General features: G+C 67.4%; 20 protein-coding genes and 1 pseudogene. 6 read left to right on the forward strand and 15 right to left on the reverse strand.

The features are described 5' to 3' along the window. Positions 1-5 precede the first annotated feature (5 nt). The 9 genes and pseudogenes from LGY53_RS02980 to dapE form a co-directional block, all read right to left on the reverse strand. Positions 6-2,237 carry a xanthine dehydrogenase family protein molybdopterin-binding subunit gene (locus LGY53_RS02980; protein ID WP_225725072.1) on the reverse strand — a complete coding sequence of 744 codons (2,232 nt, stop codon included), beginning with the start codon at positions 2,235-2,237 and terminating at the stop codon, positions 6-8. Beyond that, positions 2,234-3,229 (reverse strand): xanthine dehydrogenase family protein subunit M, encoded by a 996-nt coding sequence (locus LGY53_RS02985; protein ID WP_225725073.1) that lies wholly within the window; start codon positions 3,227-3,229, stop codon positions 2,234-2,236. Before LGY53_RS02985 ends, LGY53_RS02980 begins: the two co-directional genes overlap by 4 nt. Further along, complete coding sequence (locus tag LGY53_RS02990) at positions 3,226-3,759, reverse strand: 2Fe-2S iron-sulfur cluster-binding protein (protein ID WP_308102786.1); 534 nt, start codon at positions 3,757-3,759, stop codon at positions 3,226-3,228. The genes LGY53_RS02985 and LGY53_RS02990 overlap by 4 nt, the downstream gene beginning before the upstream one ends. A gap of 161 nt (positions 3,760-3,920) precedes the next feature. Next, positions 3,921-4,832: a glucosyl-3-phosphoglycerate synthase gene (locus LGY53_RS02995; RefSeq protein ID WP_225725074.1), complete on the reverse strand. Its 912-nt coding sequence runs from the start codon at positions 4,830-4,832 to the stop codon at positions 3,921-3,923. Then, positions 4,829-5,712 (reverse strand): annotated as a pseudogene (gene folP, locus LGY53_RS03000) (dihydropteroate synthase). The gene LGY53_RS02995 and the pseudogene folP overlap by 4 nt, the downstream one beginning before the upstream one ends. Positions 5,713-5,754: 42 nt before the next feature. Beyond that, positions 5,755-7,524 (reverse strand): long-chain-acyl-CoA synthetase, encoded by a 1,770-nt coding sequence (locus LGY53_RS03005; protein ID WP_225725075.1) that lies wholly within the window; start codon positions 7,522-7,524, stop codon positions 5,755-5,757. A 76-nt stretch (positions 7,525-7,600) separates the two neighbouring features. Continuing rightward, entirely contained in the window at positions 7,601-8,152 is a 552-nt protein-coding gene (locus LGY53_RS03010; protein WP_225725076.1) for a TIGR00730 family Rossman fold protein, read from the reverse strand. Further along, positions 8,146-8,955, reverse strand: a complete 810-nt coding sequence (locus LGY53_RS03015) for a TIGR00730 family Rossman fold protein (protein WP_167477642.1) — start codon at positions 8,953-8,955, stop codon at positions 8,146-8,148. The genes LGY53_RS03010 and LGY53_RS03015 overlap by 7 nt, the downstream gene beginning before the upstream one ends. 110 nt (positions 8,956-9,065) lie before the next feature. Beyond that, positions 9,066-10,169 (reverse strand): succinyl-diaminopimelate desuccinylase, encoded by a 1,104-nt coding sequence (dapE, locus tag LGY53_RS03020; RefSeq protein ID WP_225725077.1) that lies wholly within the window; start codon positions 10,167-10,169, stop codon positions 9,066-9,068. A 34-nt stretch (positions 10,170-10,203) separates the two neighbouring features. On the opposite strand from dapE, the gene dapD reads away from it, so the two are divergent. Beyond that, a complete protein-coding gene (gene dapD / locus LGY53_RS03025) occupies positions 10,204-11,160 on the forward strand; it encodes a 2,3,4,5-tetrahydropyridine-2,6-dicarboxylate N-succinyltransferase (RefSeq protein WP_225725078.1) in 957 nt (318 codons plus the stop codon). On the opposite strand, the gene LGY53_RS03030 is transcribed toward dapD, so the two are convergent. Further along, positions 11,157-12,584 carry an acyl-CoA synthetase gene (locus LGY53_RS03030; RefSeq protein WP_225725079.1) on the reverse strand — a complete coding sequence of 476 codons (1,428 nt, stop codon included), beginning with the start codon at positions 12,582-12,584 and terminating at the stop codon, positions 11,157-11,159. The genes dapD and LGY53_RS03030 overlap by 4 nt on opposite strands. 121 nt (positions 12,585-12,705) lie before the next feature. Between LGY53_RS03030 and LGY53_RS03035 the strand changes: the two genes are divergently transcribed. Together LGY53_RS03035 and LGY53_RS03040 are read left to right on the forward strand one after the other, a co-directional pair. Then, entirely contained in the window at positions 12,706-13,557 is an 852-nt protein-coding gene (locus tag LGY53_RS03035; protein WP_225725080.1) for an oxygenase MpaB family protein, read from the forward strand. A gap of 120 nt (positions 13,558-13,677) precedes the next feature. Then, on the forward strand, positions 13,678-14,391 hold the full coding sequence (locus tag LGY53_RS03040) for a serine hydrolase (protein ID WP_225725081.1): 714 nt from the start codon (positions 13,678-13,680) through the stop codon (positions 14,389-14,391). A gap of 56 nt (positions 14,392-14,447) precedes the next feature. On the opposite strand, the gene LGY53_RS03045 is transcribed toward LGY53_RS03040, so the two are convergent. Continuing rightward, the gene (locus tag LGY53_RS03045) at positions 14,448-15,086 is read right to left on the reverse strand and encodes a TetR/AcrR family transcriptional regulator (RefSeq protein WP_225725082.1); all 639 of its coding nucleotides are present in this window, start codon (positions 15,084-15,086) and stop codon (positions 14,448-14,450) included. Between the two features lie 143 nt (positions 15,087-15,229). Between LGY53_RS03045 and LGY53_RS03050 the strand changes: the two genes are divergently transcribed. Continuing rightward, on the forward strand, positions 15,230-16,081 hold the full coding sequence (locus LGY53_RS03050) for an oxygenase MpaB family protein (protein WP_225725083.1): 852 nt from the start codon (positions 15,230-15,232) through the stop codon (positions 16,079-16,081). A gap of 8 nt (positions 16,082-16,089) precedes the next feature. On the opposite strand, the gene pruA is transcribed toward LGY53_RS03050, so the two are convergent. Continuing rightward, positions 16,090-17,721, reverse strand: a complete 1,632-nt coding sequence (gene pruA, locus LGY53_RS03055) for an L-glutamate gamma-semialdehyde dehydrogenase (RefSeq protein ID WP_225725084.1) — start codon at positions 17,719-17,721, stop codon at positions 16,090-16,092. A gap of 105 nt (positions 17,722-17,826) precedes the next feature. Here pruA and LGY53_RS03060 point away from each other — a divergent pair, with 105 nt between their 5' ends. Both LGY53_RS03060 and LGY53_RS03065 read left to right on the forward strand, forming a co-directional pair. Further along, entirely contained in the window at positions 17,827-19,155 is a 1,329-nt protein-coding gene (locus tag LGY53_RS03060) for a S8 family serine peptidase (RefSeq protein WP_305082698.1), read from the forward strand. Positions 19,156-19,164: 9 nt separating this feature from the next. Further along, complete coding sequence (locus tag LGY53_RS03065; RefSeq protein WP_225725085.1) at positions 19,165-19,416, forward strand: hypothetical protein; 252 nt, start codon at positions 19,165-19,167, stop codon at positions 19,414-19,416. A 29-nt stretch (positions 19,417-19,445) separates the two neighbouring features. On the opposite strand, the gene dapC is transcribed toward LGY53_RS03065, so the two are convergent. The 3 genes from dapC to LGY53_RS03080 form a co-directional block, all read right to left on the reverse strand. Continuing rightward, complete coding sequence (gene dapC / locus LGY53_RS03070; RefSeq protein WP_225725086.1) at positions 19,446-20,555, reverse strand: succinyldiaminopimelate transaminase; 1,110 nt, start codon at positions 20,553-20,555, stop codon at positions 19,446-19,448. Beyond that, complete coding sequence (gene fdxA / locus LGY53_RS03075; RefSeq protein WP_194252452.1) at positions 20,552-20,875, reverse strand: ferredoxin; 324 nt, start codon at positions 20,873-20,875, stop codon at positions 20,552-20,554. Before fdxA ends, dapC begins: the two co-directional genes overlap by 4 nt. Before the next feature lie 159 nt (positions 20,876-21,034). Beyond that, positions 21,035-23,641 (reverse strand): bifunctional FO biosynthesis protein CofGH, encoded by a 2,607-nt coding sequence (locus LGY53_RS03080; RefSeq protein ID WP_225725087.1) that lies wholly within the window; start codon positions 23,639-23,641, stop codon positions 21,035-21,037. Between the last annotated feature and the right edge of the window lie 11 nt (positions 23,642-23,652).

Raw genomic sequence — 23,652 nt, forward strand, 5'->3', positions numbered from 1 at the left:
CCAGCTCAGAGCAGGTGTTCGAGGCGCACCGGGACTTCTCGGATGCCGCGGCCGGTGGCGTGGCGGACCGCGTTGATGATGGCGGCGGCCGCGCCGACCATGCCGAGTTCGCCGAGTCCCTTGACGCCCAACGGGTTCACCACCTGGTCGTCCACTTCGACGAAGGAGATATCTACCGCCGGTGCGTCGGCGTTGACCGGAAGTAGGTATTCCAGGAGTGAGGAATTGGCCCAGCGGCCGTCGCGCGGGTCGGCGATCGACCCTTCCATGAGAGCTTGGGACAGGCCCCAATTCATGCCGCCGAGCACCTGGCTGCGGGCGAGTTTCGCATTCAACACCCGGCCGGGCGCGAAGGCGCCGACCATCCGGCGCACCCGGATCAGCCCGAGTTCCGGATCGACGGCCACCTCGGCGAATTGCGCGCCGAAGCTCATCATGGCGTGCCGATCCGGATCCGCGGCCGGGCGCCACGTGCCGATCGTCTCGATATCGGTGAGGTGATTGCGGGTGAGCACCGCGTCGTATGGATCGACAAGGGACGGTTCGGCTTTCGGCCGCAGCCGACCGTCGACGCCCTCGATGAGGTCCGGGGCGTAGCCGTGCAGCGGTGACTGTTCATCGGCGATGGCGATGGCGATGAGCTGGGCCAGCAGCTCGGTGCACGCGGTGTGCACGGCGGCGCTGACCATGCCCGCACCCATCGAACCGACCGTCGCCGCGATATTCGGATATTCGGTGCTGCCGATATCGAAGCGAATCCGGTTGACCGGCAACCCCATCGCGTCGCCCGCCACCTGGGTCATCGCGGTGGCGACGCCGGTGCCGAACTCCTGGGTCGCGGCCTGGACGACCAATGAGCCGTCGGCACGCAGCCTGGCGTGCGCGCGCTGCGGCTGGCCGGGCAGGTAGACCGGATAGCCCGCGGTGCCGACACCCCAGCCGAGCAGCCAATTGCCTTCGCGACGTGGGCCTTTCGGTCGTCTGCCCACCCAGCCGAAACGCTGCGCCGCCTCTTCCAGGCAATCCAGGTAGCCGTCGGATGTCCACGGGTTACCGCTGTCCGGATCGGCCGCCGCATGGTTGCGGCGGCGCAATTCCACCGGGTCCATGCCGATTTCGGCGGCCAGCTCGTCCATCGCGCATTCCAGCGCGACCATGCCCGATGCCTCACCGGGGCCGCGCATGAAGGTCGGCGTCATGGTGTTGCCCTTGATGAGCTTGTACTGCCCATCCCAGTTGGGAATTCCGTACGCCTTGCCCGCGACCTCCAGCGACAGCTCCGCCCAATTGTCGAATTGCGAAGTGACGGAGAGCTTGTGGTGCCGAAGTCCGGTGATCCGGCCGTCGTCGTCGCAGACCAGGGTGACCCGCTGCTCCTGTTCCTCGCGCAGTCCGGTGCCGTAGAACATCTGCTCACGGTTCAGCACCACCCGCACCGGACGGCCCAATTCCCTTGCCACCAAAGGAGCCAGCGTCACATGCGGCCACATCATCGCCTTACCGCCGAAGCCGCCGCCGACGTAGTCGGCGATCACCCGCACCTTGCCGGGCGAGATGCCCAGGTGCGCCGCGATGGTCAGCTGCGAGGCCACAATGCCCTGTGACGCGTCGTAGACGGTGACCGAATCGCCGTCCCACATCGCCGCGGTCGCCGAACATTCGATCGGATTGTGGTGGTTGGCGGCGAAATGATATGTGACGTCTACGGAATGAGCCGCGGCCTTTTCCGCTGCCGCGAAATCGCCGCGGGACTGCTTGGCGGGCACCAGATCACAGAAGACCCGCTCGGGCAGGTACTGGTCGTCGCGGCCGTCGTCGAGGCGCACCATCGGCCTTCGCGCCTCGTAGTCGGCCTCGAGCAGCGTGGCCGCGTGCATCGCGACATCGATGGTGTCGGCGACCACCACCGCGATCGGCTGGCCGAAGTAGTGGATCTCGTTGTCCTGCATGGGAAAGAAGGTCTGGCCCGGCGCCGGACCGCCGTAACCGGATGGCATGACCGGAACGATGTCGACCTTCGGTAGGTTCAGGTGCGTGTACACGGCGACCGCACCGGCGCGCAGCGCGGCGGACGTATCGATGGATTTCACGGTGCCGCTGCCGATTTCGGCGCCGACAATAATGCCGTATGCGGCATTGGGCAGCGGAATCTCCGCGGTGAAGCGGGCCGCGCCGGTCACCTTGGCGCGGCCGTCGATGCGATCGAGTCCCCGGCCGACCAGGGCGGGCGCGGTCATTTCGCGCCCTTTTCGGTGACGATCTCCAGCGTGCGCACCAAAGTGCGTTGCGCCAGCGCGATTTTGAAGCGGTTCATCGGATGGCCGGAATCCGCCGCGTCGAGTTCCGCGGCGGCGGCCGCCGCGAAGTTGTCCTTGGTGGCCCGCTTGCCGAGCAACAGTTGTTCGGCGATATGGGCGCGCCACGGCTTGGTCGCGACGCCGCCTAGACCGATGCGCACATTGCGTACGTACTCCCCGTCCAAGTCCAGTGCGACCGCGGCGGAAGCGCCCGCGAATTCATAGGATTCGCGATCGCGGGATTTCAGGTAGTGCGAATTCACCGCGTACGGCAGCGGCGGCACATCGATGCGGACGATAAGCTCGTCCGGGCCGATCGGATGTTCCAGATGGGGGGTATCGCCGGGCAACAGGAAGAAGTCGTCGAACGCGAACGCCCGAATTCCCTTGGGCCCCTGCACATGTACCACCGCATCGAGTGCGGTGAGCGGGATCGCTACGTCGGAGGGATGCATGGCGAAGCAGTGCTCGCTGGTGCCGAGCACGGCGTTGCCGCGATGCAGACCGTCCAGCACGCCGCAACCGCTGCCCGGATCGCGCTTGTTGCAGGCGAAGGCGGTCTCGCGGAAGCCGGGGCAACGCACCTTCTGCATGAGGTTGCCGCCCATCGATGCCATATTGCGGATCTGCGCCGACGCACCCTTCCACAGTGCCATCGAAAGGAATGGAAACCGTTGCACCACAAGTGGATCGGCGGCCACTTCGCTCATCCGGACCAGCGCGCCGATGCGTAGCCCACCGTCCGGGGTGTGCTCCAGACCGGTGAGCGGCAGCCGGTTGATATCGACGACGTTATCCGGCCGCATCGCGCCGATGCGCAGCATATCCACCAAAGTTGTGCCGCCGGCCAGGAATACGGTGTTGGGCCGGGCGGCCACCGCGGCGAGCGCGGCCTCGACGGTGTCCGCGCGGGCGAAGGTGATGGGCCTCATTTCGCGCAGCCCATTTTGTCGCGGGCGGACTTTATCGCATCACGGATGTTCTGGTAGGCGGCGCAGCGGCAGATATTGCCGCTCATCCATTCCGCGATTTCCGCATCGCTGCCGGTGTGCCCCTCCTCGATGCATTTGACCGCCGACATGATCTGCCCCGGAGTGCAGTAGCCGCACTGGAATCCGTCGTATTCGATGAATGCCTGCTGCACCGGGTGCAATTCGTCCCCGTCGGCGACGCCCTCGATGGTGGTGATATCGCGGCCCTCCATGCTGAGCGCCAGGGACAGACAGGACAATTCCCGCTTTCCGTCCACCCAGACCGTGCAGGCCCCGCACGCACCCTGGTCGCAGCCCTTCTTAGTACCGGTGAGGTGCAGGTATTCCCGCAACGCGTCGAGCAGACTCACCCGCGGTTCCAGCGCGACCGGGTAGACGTGGCCGTTCACCCGCAATGTGGCCAATGTATAACCAGGACCGGCAAATTCGGGGCCCCGCAACTCGCTCTTGGGTAGTTCGTCAATGGTCATCGACTCATATCTCCTGCTCATCGGCGTACACCGGACCAGATCAGCTCGAATGACGAAAGGCGAGGATCGACCTCACAAATATCGTAGCGATCTTCCAGCAAACGCGCAGAGCATCGGAAACCACCCCAAAAGGTTTGGCCGTCAGTCGCTCCGGGCCGGAATCAGGCGGCGACCCGCGACGGGCGCAGCGTATTCATCGGCGGCCGATCCACCAGCGAGACCTCGGTGTGATGCGCCGTGAACGCGTCACCGATCAGCGGGAATTGGGTGAGCGCCGCGCCCGAGTCCTGCACCCCGCTGCGGCCGAGCACGGTGCCGAGAATCTGGCGGCTCATCACCCCGAGATCGGCGAGCGGACGGTTGCGGTGGGTGCGCACCCCCAGGTTGACCTGCCCGATGGCGGACAGGCCGAGCCGATCGAAGGTGTCGAGCAGCAAGCCGATCTCGACGCCGTAGCCGGGGGCGAAGGGTACCGAGGTGAGCAGTTCGCGGGTGCCCGCGTATTCACCGCCGAGCGGCTGCAATACCTGCGAGAGCTCCGGGCGCAGCGCGGCGAGCAGCGGGCGCGCAACCAATTCGGTGACCCGGCCGCCGCCGTGCGCGTCCACCGCGGCGCCCTGCCGCAGCGGACGCCGGTAGTACGCCTTGACCAGCTGGATCTCGTCGACGGTGAGCAGCGGACCGAGCAGTTTCGGCACGAAGGCCGGATCCGGATCGATCAGGTCGGAGTCGACGAATGCGATCAGGTCGCCGCCGGTGACGGCCAGCGAGCGCCACAGCACCTCCCCCTTCCCCGGCACCGGATCTAGTTCGGGAACGGCCTGTTCCCGGCTGATCACCTCGGCGCCCGCGGCGCGCGCCCGCTCCGCGGTGGCATCGGTGGAACCGGAATCGAGCACGATCAGCTCGTCCACCAGCGTGCCGAGCAGCGGCCGGATACTGGCCACCACATCGGCGACGGTGCGTTCCTCGTTGAGCGCGGGCAGCACCACCGATACGGTGCGCCCGGCCTTGGCGGCGACGAGTTCGTCCACCGGCCAGGCGGGTGTGTCCCAGGTTTCGACGGATTTCATACCAGTCCTCGCAGGGTGCGTGCGGGTGGCCGGATGCCCTGGATGGCGGCGATCATATCCACCACCCGCCGGGTCGCGGCGACCTCGTGCACCCGGAACATGCGGGCGCCCGCGGCCGCCGACCATGCCGTTGCTGCCAATGTGCCCTCCAGGCGTTCGGAAAGTCCGACACCAAGAGTCTCCCCGATGAAATCCTTGTTGCTCAGCGCCATCAACACCGGCCATCCGGTATTTACGAGAACGTCCACTCCCCGCAACAACGCGAGCCCGTGATAGGTGTTCTTGCCGAAATCATGGGTCGGATCGATCAGGATCGAATCCGCGCGCACCCCGGCCGCCGCGGCGTTCTCGGCGGCGTGCGTCAGCGTTTCGGTCACCTCGGCCAGCACATCGGCATAGCGCACCCGGTGCGGGCGGGTACGCGGGATCGCGCCACCGGTGTGGCTGCATACGATGCCGACGCCGCGGTCGGCGGCCACCCGGACCAGATCCGGATCCGCGCCCGCCCAGGTGTCGTTGATCAGGTCCGCGCCCGCGTCCACCGCGGCCTCGGCCACCTCGGCCCGCCAGGTATCGATGCTGATGAGCAGGTCCGGATACTTCTCCCGGATGGCGGCGACGAACGGGAGCACCCGCCGCGACTCCTCCGCCGCGTCGACGACGGCGCCCGGCCCGGCCTTCACGCCGCCGATATCCACCAGGTCGGCGCCCTCGTCCACCGCGCGGGCCACCGCATCCATGGCGGCGGCGTCGGTGAAGGTGGCCCCCTGTCGTAGAACGAATCCGGGGTGCGGTTGACGATCGCCATCACCAGCGCCCGGTCGGTCGCCACCGGCTTGCCGCAGAGGGTCGGGCGCGGCGCATCGGTGGAGCTGAACATGATCTCGACTGTACTGGTGCGCCCGCGAGCCGAATCCCGGTACTAGTTCTTGGGAGCGCGTCCTGCGGCGACGTCACCGGCGTAATCGTCGTAGGCGGGGATATAGCCCTCGGCCCGCCCGGCCAGCACGTACAGCGTGCTCGCGGGATCGGGCTGATAACCCTGTTTACGCAGTTCGACCTTGCGGCTCTTGAAGGTCGATGTCTGTTCGAGTTCGGCGACGACGCGAACGAACAGCGGAACCGCGTAACCAGGCAGCTGCTCGAACGCCGCCTTCGCCAGGGCGCGACCGTCGAATTCGGTGCCGGGGCGCAGCGTCACCGCCGCCATTCCGGCCTTGCCGTCGGCACCCGGTATATCGACGCCGAATACCACGGCCTGCTCGATTTCGGGCGCCTCGCACAGCGCGGCCTCGACCTCGGTGGTCGCCACGTTCTCCCCCTTCCAGCGGAAGGTATCGCCGAGCCGATCGACGAAGGCGATGTGATGCCAGCCCTGGTCGCGCACCAGATCGCCGGTGTCGAACCACACATCCCCATCGGTGAAGCCGTCGCGGACGAGCTTCGCCTCCGAGGCGGCCTTATCGGTGTAGCCGTCGAACGGTGAGCGCTCGGTCACCTTGGACAGCAGCAGCCCGACGCCACCCGTGCGCACCCGGCGCAGCCGTCCGTTCGCATCCCGGCGGGCTCGGCCGGTCGCGTCGTCGTATTCGACGATGGCGTACGGCAGCGGGCCGAAGCCCGCGGTGCGGTCCACCCCGAACGCGTTGATGAAGGCGACATTCCCTTCGCTCGCCCCGTAGAACTCGACGATCCGGTCGATGCCGAAACGCCGCTTGAATTCGTCCCACAGCTCCGGGCGCAAACCGTTGCCGACGCACAACCTGACTCGATGCTGCCGGTCGGTCGGCTTGGGCGGCTGGTTCAGCAGGTATCGGCACAATTCGCCGATATAGATGAAGCCGGTGGCCTCCTCGCGAATCACCTCGTCCCAGAACCGCGACGCCGAGAACTGGCGGCCGAGGGCGAAGGTGGCGCCCGAGGACAGCACCGACGACAGCGCGACGGTGAGCGCGTTGTTGTGGTACAGCGGCAGGCAGCTGTAGAGAATGTCGTTGCCGCGCAAGCGGACTCCGAGCCCGCCGAGCCCGGCCATGCTCTTGGTCCAGCGCTGGTGGGTCATCACGCTGGCCTTCGGCAGACCGGTGGTGCCGGAGGTGAAGATGAGAAAGGCGCGCTCACCGGCGGTGACCTGCGCGCACACCGCCGGATCGGCATCGTCGGCATCCTTTGCCGCACTTCGCAATTGCTCGGTGAACAGGATGTTCGCCGGCGGTTCGGCCAGCGAGTCCAGCGCCTCGGCGCACTCCTCGCCCACCACGTTGAGCACGCTGTTCAGCAGGCCGAAGCTGTGCGCGAGCACCTGATCGCGCTGATGGTGGTTCAGCAGGCCCACCGTCGCGCCGAGTTTCACCGTCGCCAGCACGAGCAGCAGAGTCTCCGGCCGGTTCGTCATCAGCACGCCGACCACGTCCCCGCGCGAGACACCGTGCCCGGCAAGCACATTCGCGTACCGGTTGACCTCGGCATTGGCCTCGCCGTACGTGTAGGCGCGCCCTTCGAACCGCAGGAAGGTCCGGTTCGGGTGGCGGTGCGCGTTGCGCTGGAAGTACAGGCCGACCGATGCCCGGTCGCCGGATCGCACCAGCAGGCCGAGGGCGCTGCGCGCCATACTCGGCGCGTCGAAGGCCATGCCGGGCAACCGCCGGACCAGGTCGAACAGGCTCACCGTCGAGCGGGCTTCGGTGTTCACGCGCAGATCTCCTATCCGCCACCGGTTTACTGTGACAGCCGGCCAGGGTGGAACCGACGGTACCGGAATTCGGCGGCTACGCCCCCGGTTTCAGCGCCTCGAAGGCCGCGGCGATATCGCCGACGACCGTGATCCGGTCCAGCTGCGCCTGCGGGACGACCTTGCGGTCGCGCAGTTCGCCCAGCCAGGCGAACAGCCCGCCGAAGAAGCCATCGTGATCGAGCACCACCACCGGCTTGTCGTGTTCACCGAGATACCCGCCGGTCCAGGTTTCGAACAACTCCTCCAGCGTGCCGATGCCGCCGGGCAGCGTGAGGAATGCGTCGGAACGCTGCTCCATGAGCAGTTTTCGCTCGCGCATGGTGTCGGTGACCAGCAGCTCGTCGGCGTCGACGTCGGCGACCTCCTTGTGCACCAGATGTTTCGGGATGACCCCGACGGTGTGCCCGCCGCCGGCCCGGGTCGCGGTGGCGACCGCGCCCATCATCGAGACGTGTCCGCCGCCGGAGACCAATTGCCAACCGCGCCTGGCGATTTCGGTACCGACCTTGGCGGCCAGCGCGAGCTGCGCCTGGTCGGTCGTGCTCGAAGAGCAGTAGACACACACCGAATAGGGGTCGCTCACCATTCATCCTCCGTACCTAGTGCGTCGGGTGCGGCACCCGCTTCGGCCGCACCCAATACGATCTGCACAATCTCGTCGACGCTGTCCGTCACATGCAGCAGCCCCAGATCCCCCGGCGCGATCTTGCCGGAGCCGCCGAGCGAATCGCGCAGCCAATCGACAAGTCCGGCCCAGTATTTCGTGCCGAACAGGATGATCGGGAAGCGCGTGATCTTGCGCGTCTGCACCAGCGTCAACGCCTCGAACAGCTCGTCGAGGGTGCCGAATCCGCCGGGGAGGCAGACGAATGCCTGCGAGTACTTCACGAACATGGTCTTGCGGGCGAAGAAGTAGCGGAAGTTGATGCCCAGATCCACCCACTCGTTGAGGCTCTGCTCGAATGGCAGCTCGATGCCGAGACCGATCGAATAGCCGCCCGCCTCGCTCGCGCCGCGGTTCACCGCCTCCATCGCGCCGGGCCCGCCGCCGGTTATCACCGCGAATCCGGCCCGCGCCAGCGCGGCGCCGATCGCCATGCCCGCGTGATATTCGGGATGATCCACCGTCGTCCGCGCCGAACCGAAGACCGCGACCGCGCGCGGCACCTCCGCGAGCGCGCCGAAGCCCTCGACGAATTCGGCCTGGATGCGCAGCACCCGCCACGGATCGGTGTGCACCCAATCGCTCGGGCCGTGCTTGTCGAGCAGATTCTGATCCGAGGTGCCGAGTCCTTCCTTGCGTTCGCGGCGGAACATGATCGGGCCGCGGAACTTGGGGGTGGATTTCGGCGCGCTGGCAACCTCGTGGTCGGCGGCATCGGTGGACATGTCACCACGCTACCGGTCAGCGCCCGCCCGTCAGCGGGTGGACGGGAGAAGTCATCGGACGTTCAAGCGCCCGGCTCGTCACCGATACGCGATGGTGACCGAGCGGTCTGTCACGGTTGTGAACCGGTCAAATAGCTGCGCAGTATCGCGGTCACCGCGGTGATCTGGGCGACCGGGACGTGCTCGTCCCGCTTGTGCGCGAGGTTCGGATCGCCGGGCCCGAAGTTCACCGCGGGTATGCCGCGGGCCGCGAAACGCGAGACATCGGTCCAGCCGTATTTGGCGCGCACCCCGCCGCCGCCGTGCCGGTGCACCGAGGCGATCAGGTCCTTGGCTGTCGGTGCGGTGAGTCCGGGCAGCGCGCCGGGCGCGGCGTCGGTGACCGCGAAATCCAGTTCCAGACCGGCGAATACCTCGCGCACGTGCTCGGTGGCCTGTTCGACGGTGCGGTCGGGGGCGAAGCGGAAGTTGACGTCCACCTCGGCGGCATCGGGCACCACATTGCCCGCGACACCACCGGACACCCGCACCGCGGACAGGCCTTCCCGGTAGACGCAGCCGTCGATGTCGACCTCGCGCCCCCGGTAGTCCGCAAGCCGCTGCAAGATGGGTGCGAGCCGGTGAATCGCGTTGTCGCCCAACCAGGCTCGCGCCGAATGCGACCGGGTGCCCGCGGTGGCGAGCCGGGCCCGCATGGTGCCCTGGCAGCCCGCCTCGACCCAGCCGCCCGACGGTTCGCCGAGGATCGCCAGATCGCCCGCAAGCCATTCGGGCAGTTCGCGCTCGATATGGCCGAGCCCGTTGAACTCCGCGGCGAGCTCCTCGCAGTCGTAGAAGATCAGCGTCAGGTCGTGCACCGGCTCGGCGACCGTCGCGGCCAGATGCAGGAAGACGGCGTCACCGGATTTCATATCGACGCTGCCGCAGCCGTAGAGCACGCGCTGCCCGGCGTCGTCGGTGACGAAACGGCCGGGCACATTGTCGGCGATCGGGACGGTGTCCAGGTGACCGGCCAGCACCACCCTGGTCGGCAGACCGCGATTCGTGCGCGCCAACACCACATTGCCGTGCCGCAGCACTTCGAATCCGGTGGTCTGTTCGCGCAGCGCGCGCTCGACGAGGGTGACGATGCGGTCCTCGTCGCGGGAAACGCTCGCGATATCGACGAGGGCGGCGGTCAGGTCGATCGGGTCGGCGTGCAGATCCAGGGTCACACGGATCAGCCTACGGTGAGTAACCTGTCTGGACGTGAGTACTCAGGGAGCAGCAGCAGTCGGCCTCGCCACCATCACGGCCAACGGAACCGTCCTCGACACCTGGTACCCGTACCCGGAGTTGGGCGAATTCGGTGAGTCGTGCACCAAGCGGCTGGATCCCGCCGACGTCGAATACGCCAAATTCGCCGAGCTGGCCGGCCCGGACGAGGCCCGGCGGGTGGAGGTGGCCGTCGTGCGCACCACCATCGCCGACCTGTCCGCCGCGCCGGTCGACACCCACGACGTCTACCTGCGCCTGCACCTGCTCTCGCACCGACTGATCCGGCCGCACGGCGCGAACCTGGACGGCATCTTCGGCCTGCTCGCCAATGTGGTGTGGACCAACCACGGTCCGTGCTCGCTGGAGGAATTCGAACTCACCCGGCTGAAGCTGCGCGCCCGCGGCCCGGTCACCGTGTACGGCATCGACAAATTCCCGCGTCTGGTGGATTACGTGGTGCCCGCGGGCGTCCGGATCGCCGACGCCGACCGGGTGCGGCTCGGCGCGCACCTGGCCGCAGGCACCACCGTGATGCACGAGGGTTTCGTCAACTACAACGCGGGCACGCTCGGCGCATCGATGGTCGAGGGTCGCATCTCGCAGGGCGTTCTGGTGGGCGACGGCTCCGATATCGGCGGCGGCGCGTCGATCATGGGCACCCTGTCCGGCGGCGGTAAGCAGGTCATCTCGATCGGTGAGCGCTCGCTGCTCGGCGCGAACGCCGGGCTCGGCATCTCGCTCGGCAACGATTGCATCGTCGAGGCGGGCCTGTACCTCACCGCGGGCACCAAGGTCGCCACCCCCGACGGCACCGTCGTCAAGGCCGCCGAGCTGAGCGGGCGCGACAACCTGCTGTTCCGCCGCAATTCGCAGTCCGGCGCGGTGGAGGTGGTGCCGCGCAAGGGAACCGGCATCGAACTCAACGCCGCACTGCACGCCAACGACTAGCCGAGCAGCTTCTTCTGCACCTTGCCCATGGCGTTGCGCGGCAGCGCGTCGACCACCCGGATCTCGCGCGGGCGCTTGTGCACCGAAAGCTGTTCGGCCACATGGTCGATGAGCTCTTTTTCGATGGAATCGGTTGGTGTGCCGCGCAATACGACGAAGCCGACGATGCGCTGGCCGAGGTCGGCGTCGGGCAGACCGACGACGGCGGCCTCGGCCACGGCCGGGTGGCCGAGCAGCACCGTCTCCACCTCGCCCGCGCCGACGCGGTAGCCGCCGGATTTGATCAGGTCCACCGATTCGCGGCCGACGATGCGGTGAAAGCCGCCCGCGTCGATGACGGCGACGTCACCGGTTTTGAACCAGCCGTCGGCGGTGAAGTTCTCTGCGGTCACCTCCGGGCGGTTGAGGTAGCCGTCGAACAGCATCGGACCGCAAACCTGTAGGCCGCCAATGCTTTCGCCGTCGTGCGGCACATCGTTGCCCGCCTCGTCGCGCAGCCGGGTGCGCACGCCGCGCACCGGTGTGCCGACCCAGCCCGGCCTGCGTTCGCCGTCGGCGCGGGTGGACAGGGTGATCATGGTTTCGCTCATGCCGTAGCGCTCGACGGGCGCGTGGCCGGTGAGCTCGCGCAACTTCTCGAATACCGGCACCGGCAGCGGCGCACTACCCGAGACGAGTAACCGCGCCTCACTCAATTGCTTTGCGGCAGTGGGGTCTTCGACGATGCGCGACCACACCGTAGGCACCCCGAAGTACAGTGTGCCGCCCGCGGCCGCATACGCCTGCGGCGTCGGTTTGCCGGTGTGCACGAGCGGGCTGCCCACCCGCAGCGGGCCGAGCACACCGAGGATCAGCCCGTGCACGTGGAACAGCGGAAGTCCGTGCACCAGAACGTCGTTCGGCGTCCAGGCCCAGGCGTCGGCGAGCGCGTCCAAGCCGGCGGCGATGGCGCCGCGGCTGAGCACGACACCTTTCGGCAGGCCCGTGGTGCCCGAGGTGTAGAGGATGAAAGCCGTTGTGGCCGGGTCGGGTTCGGGATAGGTGTGCCAGGACCTGGCGTGCAGACGCACCGGAACCACCGGCAGCTCGGTGCCGTCGGGCGCGTCGCCGAGCCAGGCCTGCGCACCGGAATCGGCGAGGATGTGCGCGAGCTCGGCGGCGCCGGAATCCGGCGGCACCGGCACCACGGTGACACCGGCGATCAGGCAGCCGAGCACGGCCAGCACGGTGGTCGCGGTGGGTCTGGCCAGCACGGCGACCCGGTCGGCCCGGGCGATCCGCTCGGCGACCGAGGTCGCCGCGCCGAGTAGATCGCCGCGCGACATGGTCACGCCGTCGATGGTGACGGCATTGGGGATATCGGCCCCCTGGGCAACGGCGATCGGGTTGAGGGAGCGGAGCAGCAGCGGCGGACCGAACGACATTCGCCCACGCTACTTCTCGGGCCGAGGACGCACCCACTCCGGTCGGTGCCCGTTGACACCCTTCCCGAGTCAGTGAGAAAGTTGATGCATAAGTTTCTCAACGACGAGAACGAGGTCGACGATGACCAGCCCGCTCCGCGCCGTCGTCCCAGCCGCAACCGGCGACGATTTCGACATCCGAGCAGTAATCGACGGCTCGGCCGCGTTTTTCGGCGCGGCGGCCAACGTCATCATGCAGCTGAGCCTGCCGCCGGTGGGCTACGGCGTACTGGAAAGCACCGTCGACAGCGGCAAGATCATGCTGCATCCGATCAAGCGGACCCGCACCACGCTGACCTATCTGGCGGTCGCGCTCCTCGGCACCGAGGATGAACGGGCCGCCTACCGCGAGGCGGTCAATCGATCGCATATCCCCGTCCGCTCCACGCCGGACAGCCCGGTGAAATACAGCGCGTTCGATTCCCGGCTGCAGCTGTGGGTGGCGGCCTGCCTCTACTGGGGCGCGCGCGACCTGTACGAACGCATGCACGGTCCGATGGACGAGACGGCCGCCGACGGGTTCTACCGGCACGCCGAGCGGCTCGGCACCACCCTGCAGGTGCGGCCCGGCATGTGGCCGGCCGACCGCGCGGCCTTCGATCGATACTGGGCCGAAAATCTGAACCGGACCAGTATCGATCCGCCGATCCGCGACTACTTCTGGGAGATCGTCGACCTGAAGATGTTCCCGCGCCCGATCCAGTTGGCGTTCGGCGGCTTCCACCGCTGGGTGACCGCCGGATTGCTGCCGCCGCACCTGCGCGCCGAAATGGGGATGCGGTGGAGTGCGCGCGACGATCGCGCGCTGGCGCGGCTGCTGCGCGCGGTCGGCCTGGTGGAGGCGCGAATGCCGAAGGCGGTCAAGGTTTTTCCGGTCAACGCCTTCCTGCTGGATATGCGGGTGCGCCGCAAGTTCGGCCTGCCGCTGGTATAAGACACGCCCGGCGACAATCGCGCATATTCGGCGTGTCGCATGGTGCGATCCTCGGTTGCTCGAGGTTATCTCGACTGAGCGCCAGCGCATACCGCCGACGCATGGACCCGGGAGGTAACCGTGGGCTATCGCAGGGTGGCACTGGCGGCCGTCGTCGGAACCGGAATCTGTCTCGCCTGCACCGCGACCAGGGCGGCGGCCGCCGAACACGAACAGGTGCCCCAGCGCACCGCGATCTCGCTGCGCTCGACCATCGGCCTGCACTGGGGCACCGCCAACGAGCACGAAGCCCGCAGCGGGCTCTCGCTGACCAAGCTCTACATCGTCGACTACGCGCTGCGGCACGGCGACGGCTCGGCGCTCGATCGCGAGCTGAGCGAGCGGATGATCCGCCTCTCCGACGACCGGGCCGCGGATTTGCTGTCCGCTCGCTATCCGGCCGCGATCGATGCGATCGCCAAGGAATTCCACCTGCACGAGACCCAAGCCGGCCCGGATTGGGGTTCGGCATCGACCAGCGCGGCCGATGTGGCCGACTTCCTGGAGCAGAAGCTGCGCGACGATCCGGCGTCACCGATCTTCGAATGGATGACCACCGCCTCGTCGATCGCCGCCGACGGCACCGAACAGGATTGGGGCACTTCGCATATGCCCGGCGTGCTCGGCAGCAAATGGGGTTGGTCGGATTACGGGCCGCCGGAGGTGGCCTCGACCTCGTACGGGCCGTGGTTCGCCGTCGCCGCGCATACGCACGGCACCGCCGCCGAGGAGACCGCGGATGTGCTCGACGCGCTGCCGGAGCTGACGCGCACATTGTTCCCGCTGTTCCTGTAGGTCCGCCCCATCGAATCGCCGCGCGATACCTGGCCCATCGAATCGCTATGCGATGCCTAGGTTTCAGGCACCCGGAACGATACGACGATGTGATCGCGGGCGAACCGGCGCGCGGCATCGTCGTCGTCGAGCGGGATCACCGTCTGTCTGGTGAGCGCGAGCGAAAGTGCCGTGCGCGCAATCATTTCGGCGAGCGGCGCCGGATCGTACGGGGGCAGCTTGCCCTCGCGTTGTAGCCGGGATATGAACTCCGCCAGGTAATCTCGGCCCAGCTCCAGCACCCGTGCGCCCCGCACCGTGAGCTGGGGCAGCACGATCTCCGGCTCCGTCTGCAGCAGCCTGTCCAGTAACTTGTTGCCGCGCAAGCCATTCAGGAATGCGACGAAGAGTTCGGCGATCTGATCCTCGGCGCTGGCGTCCCGTTCGATCTGCCGCTGCAACGCCGCATCGGCCTGCGCGACGAACTGCCGCGCCTGCCAGAGGCCGACGGCCTGGATCAGATCAGATTTGCTGGCATAGCGCCGGTAGAGGGTGGCGGGTGAGAGACCGCAGCGCCGGGCCACCTCGACCATGCTGGTGCGTTTGATGCCGAAGTCGAGGAAGGCGAGCAGTGCGGCGTCGAGGACCCGTGTCTGATTGCCGTCTTCCGGCCCGGCGTCGCGCACCCGGGCCAGCAGCCGATTGAGCCTTGCCATGGCATTCACCCCATCGATCGGCGAAACGATGACAGATTCAGCATCACATACCCTCAGGAATCGGTGCGGACGATTGACAGCATATCGAGACGATGAGAGATTTGTAGATGAATCATCTCACTATCGCTCAACGAGGAGCCGCGATGACCGCGCCAGCCCGGATCGACGAGTACGCCGAACCGATCACGCCGGAGACCGTGCAGGAGTACATCGACGGAATCGCCGCATTCCTCGGCGGCGTCGCCAATGTGATCATGCAGCTCAGCCTCCGCCCGGTCGGCCGGGGCGTGTTGGAGAGCACCGTCGACAGCGGAAAGGTCACCCTGCATCCGCTCAAGCGGATGCGCACCACGCTCACCTACCTCGCCGTCGCGATGATGGGTTCCGACGCGGAACGGGCCGCCTACCGCGCGGCGGTCGACGAATCGCATCGGCCGGTGCGTTCGACCGCGGCCAGCCCGGTGAAATACAACGCCTTCGATCCGAAATTGCAGCTGTGGGTCGCGGCCTGCCTCTACTGGGGCATCGACGATCTCTACACCCGCATGCACGGGCCGATGGATCCGGAGACGGCCGAGGCGTTCTACCGATACTGCGCTCGATTCGGCACGACGCTGCAGATGCGGCCGGAGCTGTGGCCCGCGGATCGTGCCGCCTTCCAACGGTATTGGACGGAGAACCTGGCCCAGCGCGGTATCGAACCCGCGCTGCGCGATTACTTCGACGACCTGATCGACCTGAAAATGCTGCCGCGCCCGGTGCAATTCACCTTCGCGCGGCTGCAGCGGTTCGCCGTCACCGGGCTGCTGCCGCAGCATCTGCGCGACGAGATGCGAATGACCTGGACCGAACGCGATCAGCGCCGATTCGATCTGCTGCTGCGCGCGATCGCCGCCGTGCACACCCGACTGCCCAAGCAGGCCAGGATGTTTCCGCTCAACGCCTACCTGTTCGATATGCGGCGACGGATGCGGCGCGGGCTGCCGCTGGTTTAGGCCCGCCACTAGCTCATATGCGGATACCGGTAATCCGTTGGCGGGACGAAGGTTTCCTTGATCGCGCGCGGCGCGACCCAGCGCAGCAGGTTCAGCGGTGAGCCCGCCTTGTCGTCGGTGCCGGACGCGCGGGCCCCGCCGAACGGCTGCTGGCCGACCACCGCACCGGTCGGCTTGTCGTTGATATAGAAGTTGCCCGCCGCGAAACGCAGTGCGGCGCCGGCCTGTTCGACGGCATTGCGATCCCGCGCGAAGACCGCGCCGGTCAATCCGTACGGCGCGGCCGATTCCACCTCGGCGAGCACCGCGGTGTACGCGCCGGGTTCGGCATCGTCGTAGACGTGCACCGACAGGATCGGGCCGAAATACTCGGTGGCGAAGGATTCGTCGCGCGGGTCGTCGGCCAGCAGCACCGTCGGGCGGACGAACCAGCCCTCGTTGTCGTCATAGGTGCCGCCGACCGGAATGGTGATGCCCGCCGACCTGGCCCGCTCGATGGCGGCGACATTCTTGTCGTAGGCGCGCCGATCGATCAGCGCCCCACCGAAATTCGACAGATCGGCGACATCGCCGTAGGTCAGCTCGGCGGTCAGATTCAGGAAATCGTCGCCCATCTCGCGCCACACCGAGCGCGCGATGTAGGCGCGGGACGCGGCCGAACATTTCTGGCCCTGATATTCGAACGCGCCGCGAATCAGCGCGGTGCACAGCGCCTTCGGATCCGCCGACGCGTGCGCGACGATGAAATCCTTGCCGCCCGTCTCGCCGACCAGTCGCGGATAGCAGTCGTAGCGGCCGATATTCGCGCCGACCTGCTGCCAGAGGTACTGGAATGTCTTGGTGGAGCCCGTGAAATGGATTCCGGCCAGCCGCCGGTCGGCCAGCGCCACCTCGGACAGCTCGACACCGTCACCGGTGACCATATTGATCACGCCGGGCGGCAGGCCCGCCGCCTCCAGCAGCCGCATGGTGTGGTACGCCGCGAGCGTCTGCGTCGGCGACGGCTTCCACACCACGGTATTGCCCATCAAAGCCGGTGCGGTGGGCAGATTTCCGGCGATGGCGGTGAAGTTGAACGGCGTGATCGCGTAGACGAACCCCTCGAGCGGCCGGTAATCCATCCGGTTCCACACGCCCGGACTCGACTGCGGCTGTTGTTGCAAAATCTCCCTGGCGAAGGCGACATTGAACCGCCAGAAGTCGATCAGCTCACACGGCGCGTCGATCTCGGCCTGCACGACCGATTTCGACTGGCCGAGCATCGTTGCGGCGGCGATGGTTTCGCGCCACGGCCCGGCCAGCAGGTCGGCCGCGCGCAACAGGATGGCGGCGCGCTCGTCGAAAGGCATCGCGCGCCAACCGGGTGCAGCCGCCGTCGCCGCATCGATCGCGTCCTGCGCCTCGGAATGTGTTGTGTCGGTGTATGTTCCGAGCACCTGCCGGTGCCGGTGCGGTGCGACGATATCGTGCCGGGTGCCGATGCCCGGTCGTGGTTTGCCGCCGATCACCAGCGGCACCTCGACGCAATGGCCCGAGATCTCGGCGAGCCGGGCGATGAGCAGCTCGCGCTCGCGGGTGCCCGGTGCGTAGGAGTGCACGGGCTCGTTCGCGGGTATGGGGACTACCGTGACAGCGTCCATACTCCAGGCTAACCCGGTGGCCGGGTCCCGCCCGTCAAGACACGGTTTGGTACGAATTCGCGCGTCAACCCGTATTTTTACCCCTACTACCGGCAATATGGCGTCATGCGCGTGCTGATTCAGCTTCGTCCGACGGCCGATGTGATCGCCGCGATCGCCGATCCGGCGGTCACGGTCACCGCCGGGGAGGTGGTCGGCGAACTGCCCGACACGGTCGTGGACCGGGCATGGCATCCCGTCGCGGTACCGCGCGCACTCCGCTTCGAGGACGGGCCGATGTATTCGCTCGCGCCGGAGCATGCCTCGGTGGTGGTGCGCGGCGAGATCGCCGAGACCGATATCGATGCCGTCGTACAGCGGCTGACCGCACAACCGGCGATCACCGGGGTATTCGCCGATCCGGTCATCGAGGGCATCATCACCTGTGGTGACAGCGACCCGGTCGGCACCTGGACCGATATCGAATCACTGCTGCACACCACCGATTTGGCGGCGTCGGGGCTGACCGGGCAGTCGGTGGCGCTCGCCGTCGTCGACACCGGGATCAACGCGGCGTTCGTCGAGCAGGCCCGCGGCAGCACGGTCACCATCGACGCGCGGCGCAGCTGGAATCCGCAGGGCGTCACCGGAACAGCGGGCCAGTTCCCGGTCGACCACGGCACCATGTGCGCCTTCGACACGATGATCGCCGCACCGCGCGTCACCCTGCTCGACTATCCGGTACTGCGCAGCACCCGCCAGGGCCAGACCGCGATGGACGGCCTGCTGTCCGACGCGCTGGCCGGGTACGCGCGGCTGCGCACCGTGCTCACCGACCAACCGGCGGCCACCCGGGCGCTGGTGGTCAGCAATAGTTGGGGCGCGTTCTCGCCCGATTGGGATTTCCCGGTCGGCCAGCCGGGGAACTACTCCGACAATCCGTCCCATCCGTTCAACATCATCGTCGGCTCGCTGGAGGCCGCGGGCGCCGACATCCTGTTCGCCGCGGGCAATTGCGGACGCGACTGCCCCGACGGCCGCTGTGGTTACGCCGATCGCCCGATCACCGGGGCGAATTCGCATCCGAGCGTGTTGAGTATCGGCGGCGTCGACACCTCGAACACCAGGGTGGGTTACTCCTCCCAGGGGCCGGGCCGGCTCACCGACAAGAAACCCGATATCTGCGCCTACACCCACTTCCTCGGCTCGACTGCTTTCGGCGCGGGCACCCCCGACTCGGGTACCTCGGCCGCCACCCCCGTCGCCGCCGGGCTGATCGCGGCCATCCGCACCCGTTACCCGGCCACCGCACTGACACCGGCGCAATTGCGAGATCTGGTGCGGCGCACCGCGATCAAGCACGGCAAGAGCGGTTTCGACTACGACTACGGTTACGGCGTCGCCGATGCGGCGGCACTGCTCGCGGCACTGAAGAACACCAGCGTTCGGGCGTAGCGTGGAGACATGCCGCTGTTGACCGTTCGGCTACCGAAAACCGCGACACTCTGCGACGCGTTGCAGAAGCTCCAATTGTCCGAGGCGGATGTCGATGTGGGATACGGACTGATTCCGGTCGATCCGGAGGCCGGATTGTTCGCGCTGCGAATCACCGATGCCGCCGCCGCCAGGCTTTCCGAGGAGGGCGGCCCGAATATCGAGATCTTCGCGGATCCGCGAATCCAGCCACCCGGCCCAAATCCGGAAACTACTGCCTAGCTTCGAGTTTCGGTCCTGCCAAACCGAAATCAGCTGCCGCTCAAGCGTTCTGCTGCCGCAGCGATCCGCTCATCGCTGGCCGTCAACGCGATTCGTACGTGCTCCGCGCCCTGCGGACCGTAGAAGTGGCCGGGCGCGGCGAGGATTCCGCGGTCGGCGAGCCAATCCAAGGTCGTCAGGCCGGGTTCGCCGCGGGTCGACCAGAGGTACAGCCCGGCCTCGGAGTGATCGATCCGGAAACCGGCCCCCGCCAACGCTTTACGCAACACCTCGCGCCGCGCCCGGTACCGCTCCCGCTGCCGCGCCTCGTGCTCGTCATCGCCGAGCGCCGCGGTCATCGCGGCCTGGATCGGGAGGGGCACCATCATGCCGGAATGCTTGCGCACCTCCAGCATTTCGCCGATGAGCTCCGGATCGCCGACGACGAATCCGGCGCGGTAACTCGCCAGGCTCGAGGTCTTGGACAGCGAATGGATGGCGAGCAGGTTCGTGTGGTCGCCATCGCAGACCTCGGGATCGAGGATCGACAGCGCCCGGCCCTCCCAGGACAGACCGAGATAGCACTCGTCGGAGGCGACGATGACGCCGCGCTCCCGCGCGAACGCCACCACCTTGCGCAGATGCTCCACCCCGAGCACCCGGCCGGTGGGATTCGACGGCGAGTTGAGGAAGATCAGCGCCGGGCGCTCCGGCCCGAGCCGGGTGAGCCCGTCGGCGCGCAACATCCGAGTACCGGCCAGCAGCGCGCCGACCTCGTAGGTCGGATACGCGACCTCCGGGATGACGACGAGATCGTCGGCGCCCAAACCGAGTAACCGAGGCAGGCCCGCGATGAGCTCCTTGGTGCCGATCACCGGAAGCACCGCCGACGGGTGCACACCGGTGATCCGATAACGCCGGGCCAGCGCGTCGACCGCGGCCGCGCGGAGTTCGGGAGTGCCGTGGACGGTCGGATATCCGGGCACCGCCGCGACCGCGTTCAGCGCGGTGCGAATCAGCGGATCGACCGGATCGACCGGGGTGCCGACCGAGAGATCGACGAGCCCGCCCGGATGCGCCGCCGCCCGCTCCTTCACCGAAGCGATGGTGTCCCAGGGGAAATCGGGTAGCAGCGCGCTGACCCGGGTGCGTCTACTCACTCGCTCGCCATCGGCGGGAGTTCTTTGATGAACGGCGGGTCGTAATCGACGGCGCCCACCTTGGTCGCGCCGCCGGGCGAGCCGAGGTCGTTGAAGAAATCGACGTTCGCGTTGACGTAACCGCTCCACTGGTCCGGGGTGTCGTCCTCGTAGAAGATCGCCTCCACCGGGCAGACCGGCTCACACGCACCACAGTCCACGCACTCGTCGGGATGGATGTACAGCATGCGGCCACCCTCGTAGATGCAATCCACGGGGCATTCCTCGATGCACGCCTTGTCCTTCACGTCAACGCACGGTTCAGCGATGATGTACGGCACTGCCGCTCTCCTAGTCTGTCCTCACCTCGGGATTACTCCGCCCGCGCAACAGTATCCCGGCACCCGACACGTTACTACCGGCCAGCCTCGCCTAATTATTTGGCCGGGCGAAGGCCCCGTCCTGCGCGGGGCATTCGCCCGATAAGGCGGCCGGGGCATTCATCCGACCGTCAACTGGAGGTCCGGCAGCGGCCCGCGCCGCTTCGGCACACCGTAGGTCGTGGTGCGCTCGCGGGTCGGCCGCCCGATGCCCGACGCGATATCCACCAGCTCGGCAACGGTTTTCGCGGAGCCGTGCTGCGAACCCGCCATCCGGGAGATGGTCTCCTCCATCAGCGTGCCGCCGAGATCGTTCGCGCCACCGTTCAGCATCATCCGGGTACCCGCGGTGCCGAGTTTGACCCAGCTGGTCTGGATATTGTCGATCCGGCCGTGCAGCATGATGCGGGCGAGCGCGTGCGCGGCCCGGTTGTCGCGAATCGTCGGACCTGGCCGCGCCGCGCCCGCGAGGTACAGCGGCGCGCTCTGATGGACGAAGGGCAGCAGCACGAATTCGGTGAAACCGCCTGTGTCGTCCTGGATTCCGCGAATCACCCGCAGATGGCCGACCCAGTGCTTCGGGCTGTCGACGTGCCCGTACATCATGGTCGAGCTCGACCGGATGCCCACCCGGTGCGCGGTGCTGATCACGTCGATCCACGCCGAGGTCGGCAGCTTGCCCTTGGTGAGCACCCAGCGCACCTCGTCGTCCAGGATTTCCGCGGCCGTGCCCGGAATGGTGTCCAGTCCGGCCTCTTTCAGCGCGACCAGCCACTCCTTGACGCTCTGCCCGCCGCGCGACGCACCGTTGACGATCTCCATCGGGCTGAAGGCGTGCACGTGCATCGATGGCACCCGCTTCTTCACCGCGCGCACCAGATCCGCGTAACCGGTGACCGGCAGATCCGGATCGATACCGCCCTGCATGCAGACCTCGGTCGCGCCGTCGACGTGTGCCTCCCACGCTCGGTCGGCGACCTCGTCCATGCTCAGCGTGAACGCGTCGGCGTCGCCCTTGCGCTGGGCGAAGGCGCAGAACCGGCAGCCGGTGTAGCAGATATTGGTGAAGTTGATGTTCCGGTTCACCACGTAGGTGACGTCGTCGCCGACGGTGTCGCGGCGCAGTTGATCGGCGAGCGCGGTCACCGCCTCGAGGTCGGCGCCGTCGGCGGTGGCCAGTGCCAGGTATTCGGCATCGGTGAGCCCGGCCGGATCGCGTTCGGCGGCGCGTAGCGCGGCGAGCACGTCGGCGTCGAGCTTCTCCGGTGCGGCGGCGGCCAGATCACGGGCCTGTTCGCGAATGGTGTCCCAATCGCCGAAGGCGCCCACCACCTCTTCGCCGAGCGCGGAATCGCTGCGGCTCACCGTATTTCGGCCATCGGTATCGATCGAGGTGTTCAGGTCGACGCGGCCCGCCGACTCCCACGATTCGTCCGGCTCCTGCCACGGCAGGCCGACCGGAATCGCGTCCGGCCGGGCCAGGCCGGTCACCGGGTCGCTGAGCGCGGCGACGTGCGCGCCGATCCGCGGATCCACCCACGGGTTGCCCGCCCGCACATACTTCGGATGCGCCGAAGTACGTTCGGCCAGTTCATAACCCGCGGATTCGGTGATCTCGCGCAGCGTCTCCAGATTCGGCCACGGGTGTTCCGGGTTGACGTGGTCGGGCGTCACCGGCGAGACACCGCCCCAGTCGTCGATGCCCGCATCGATCAGCGCGCGACAGTCCTCGTGCGACACCAGATTCGGCGGCGCCTGCACCGGCACGTCCGGCCCGAGTACCAGGCGGCTCACCGCGATGGTGGCCAGGAATTCCTCGATCCCCGCATCCGGCACATCGCGCATGGCGGTATCGCTCTTGGCCCGGAAGTTCTGGATGATGACTTCCTGAATATGCCCGAATGCCTTGTGCTGCTTGCGAATCGCCATAATCGATTCGGCGCGCTCGGCCAGCGTCTCGCCGATGCCGACCAGGATGCCGGTGGTGTAGGGCACCGAGAGCCTGCCCGCGTCGGTGATCGCGCGCAGCCGCACCGCCGGATCCTTGTCCGGACTTCCGTAGTGGCAGTTGCCCTTTTCGGTGAACAGCCGGGTCGCGGTGGTCTCCAGCATCATGCCCATGGACTGCGAGACCGGCTTCAGCCGGGAGATCTCCTCCCAGGTCATCACGCCGGGATTGAGATGCGGCAGCAGGCCGGTCTCCTCCAGCACCATGATCGATACGGCGCGCAGGTAGTCGATGGTGGAGTCGTAGCCGCGCTCGTCGAGCCACTGCGCCGCCTCCGGCCAGCGGTCCTCCGGGCGGTCGCCCAGCGTGAACAGCGCTTCCTTACAGCCGAGCGCGGCGCCGCGGCGGGCGATATCGAGTACCTCGTCGGGTTCGAGGAACATGCCCTCGCCCGCTGCCCGGAGTTTGCCGGGCACGGTGACGAAGGTGCAGTAGTGGCATTTGTCCCGGCACAACCGGGTGAGCGGGATGAAAACGTTACGCGAGTAGGTGAGCTGCTTCGGTCGGCCCGCCGAATCCAGCGCGGCATCGCGGGCGCGCGCCGCGCTGTTCATCAGGTCTTTCAGATCGTCACCGCGCGCATGCAGCAGCACGGTGGCCTCTTCGACGTTGAGCGTCACCCCGTCACGCGCCCGACGCAGCGCGCGGCGCATGGCCGAGGCCGCGGGCGGTGCGGAAGGAATGCTGGGGTGCGGCAGTTGAGTCACGTCCTCGATCATGCGCTAACCAT

It is taken from the genome of Nocardia sp. JCM 34519.1 (assembly GCF_020361265.1).
GTDB lineage: Bacteria > Actinomycetota > Actinomycetes > Mycobacteriales > Mycobacteriaceae > Nocardia > Nocardia arthritidis_A.

Coding starts and splice junctions, on each gene's coding strand:
- LGY53_RS02980 (WP_225725072.1), bottom strand. CDS start 2,237: ATGACCGCGCCCGCCCTGGTCGGCCGGGGACTCGATCGCATCGACGGC.
- LGY53_RS02985 (WP_225725073.1), bottom strand. CDS start 3,229: ATGAGGCCCATCACCTTCGCCCGCGCGGACACCGTCGAGGCCGCGCTC.
- LGY53_RS02990 (WP_308102786.1), bottom strand. CDS start 3,759: ATGACCATTGACGAACTACCCAAGAGCGAGTTGCGGGGCCCCGAATTT.
- LGY53_RS02995 (WP_225725074.1), bottom strand. CDS start 4,832: ATGAAATCCGTCGAAACCTGGGACACACCCGCCTGGCCGGTGGACGAA.
- LGY53_RS03010 (WP_225725076.1), bottom strand. CDS start 8,152: ATGGTGAGCGACCCCTATTCGGTGTGTGTCTACTGCTCTTCGAGCACG.
- LGY53_RS03015 (WP_167477642.1), bottom strand. CDS start 8,955: ATGTCCACCGATGCCGCCGACCACGAGGTTGCCAGCGCGCCGAAATCC.
- LGY53_RS03030 (WP_225725079.1), bottom strand. CDS start 12,584: ATGTCGTTCGGTCCGCCGCTGCTGCTCCGCTCCCTCAACCCGATCGCC.
- LGY53_RS03035 (WP_225725080.1), top strand. CDS start 12,706: ATGACCAGCCCGCTCCGCGCCGTCGTCCCAGCCGCAACCGGCGACGAT.
- LGY53_RS03045 (WP_225725082.1), bottom strand. CDS start 15,086: ATGGCAAGGCTCAATCGGCTGCTGGCCCGGGTGCGCGACGCCGGGCCG.
- LGY53_RS03050 (WP_225725083.1), top strand. CDS start 15,230: ATGACCGCGCCAGCCCGGATCGACGAGTACGCCGAACCGATCACGCCG.
- pruA (WP_225725084.1), bottom strand. CDS start 17,721: ATGGACGCTGTCACGGTAGTCCCCATACCCGCGAACGAGCCCGTGCAC.
- LGY53_RS03060 (WP_305082698.1), top strand. CDS start 17,827: ATGCGCGTGCTGATTCAGCTTCGTCCGACGGCCGATGTGATCGCCGCG.
- LGY53_RS03065 (WP_225725085.1), top strand. CDS start 19,165: ATGCCGCTGTTGACCGTTCGGCTACCGAAAACCGCGACACTCTGCGAC.
- LGY53_RS03080 (WP_225725087.1), bottom strand. CDS start 23,641: ATGATCGAGGACGTGACTCAACTGCCGCACCCCAGCATTCCTTCCGCA.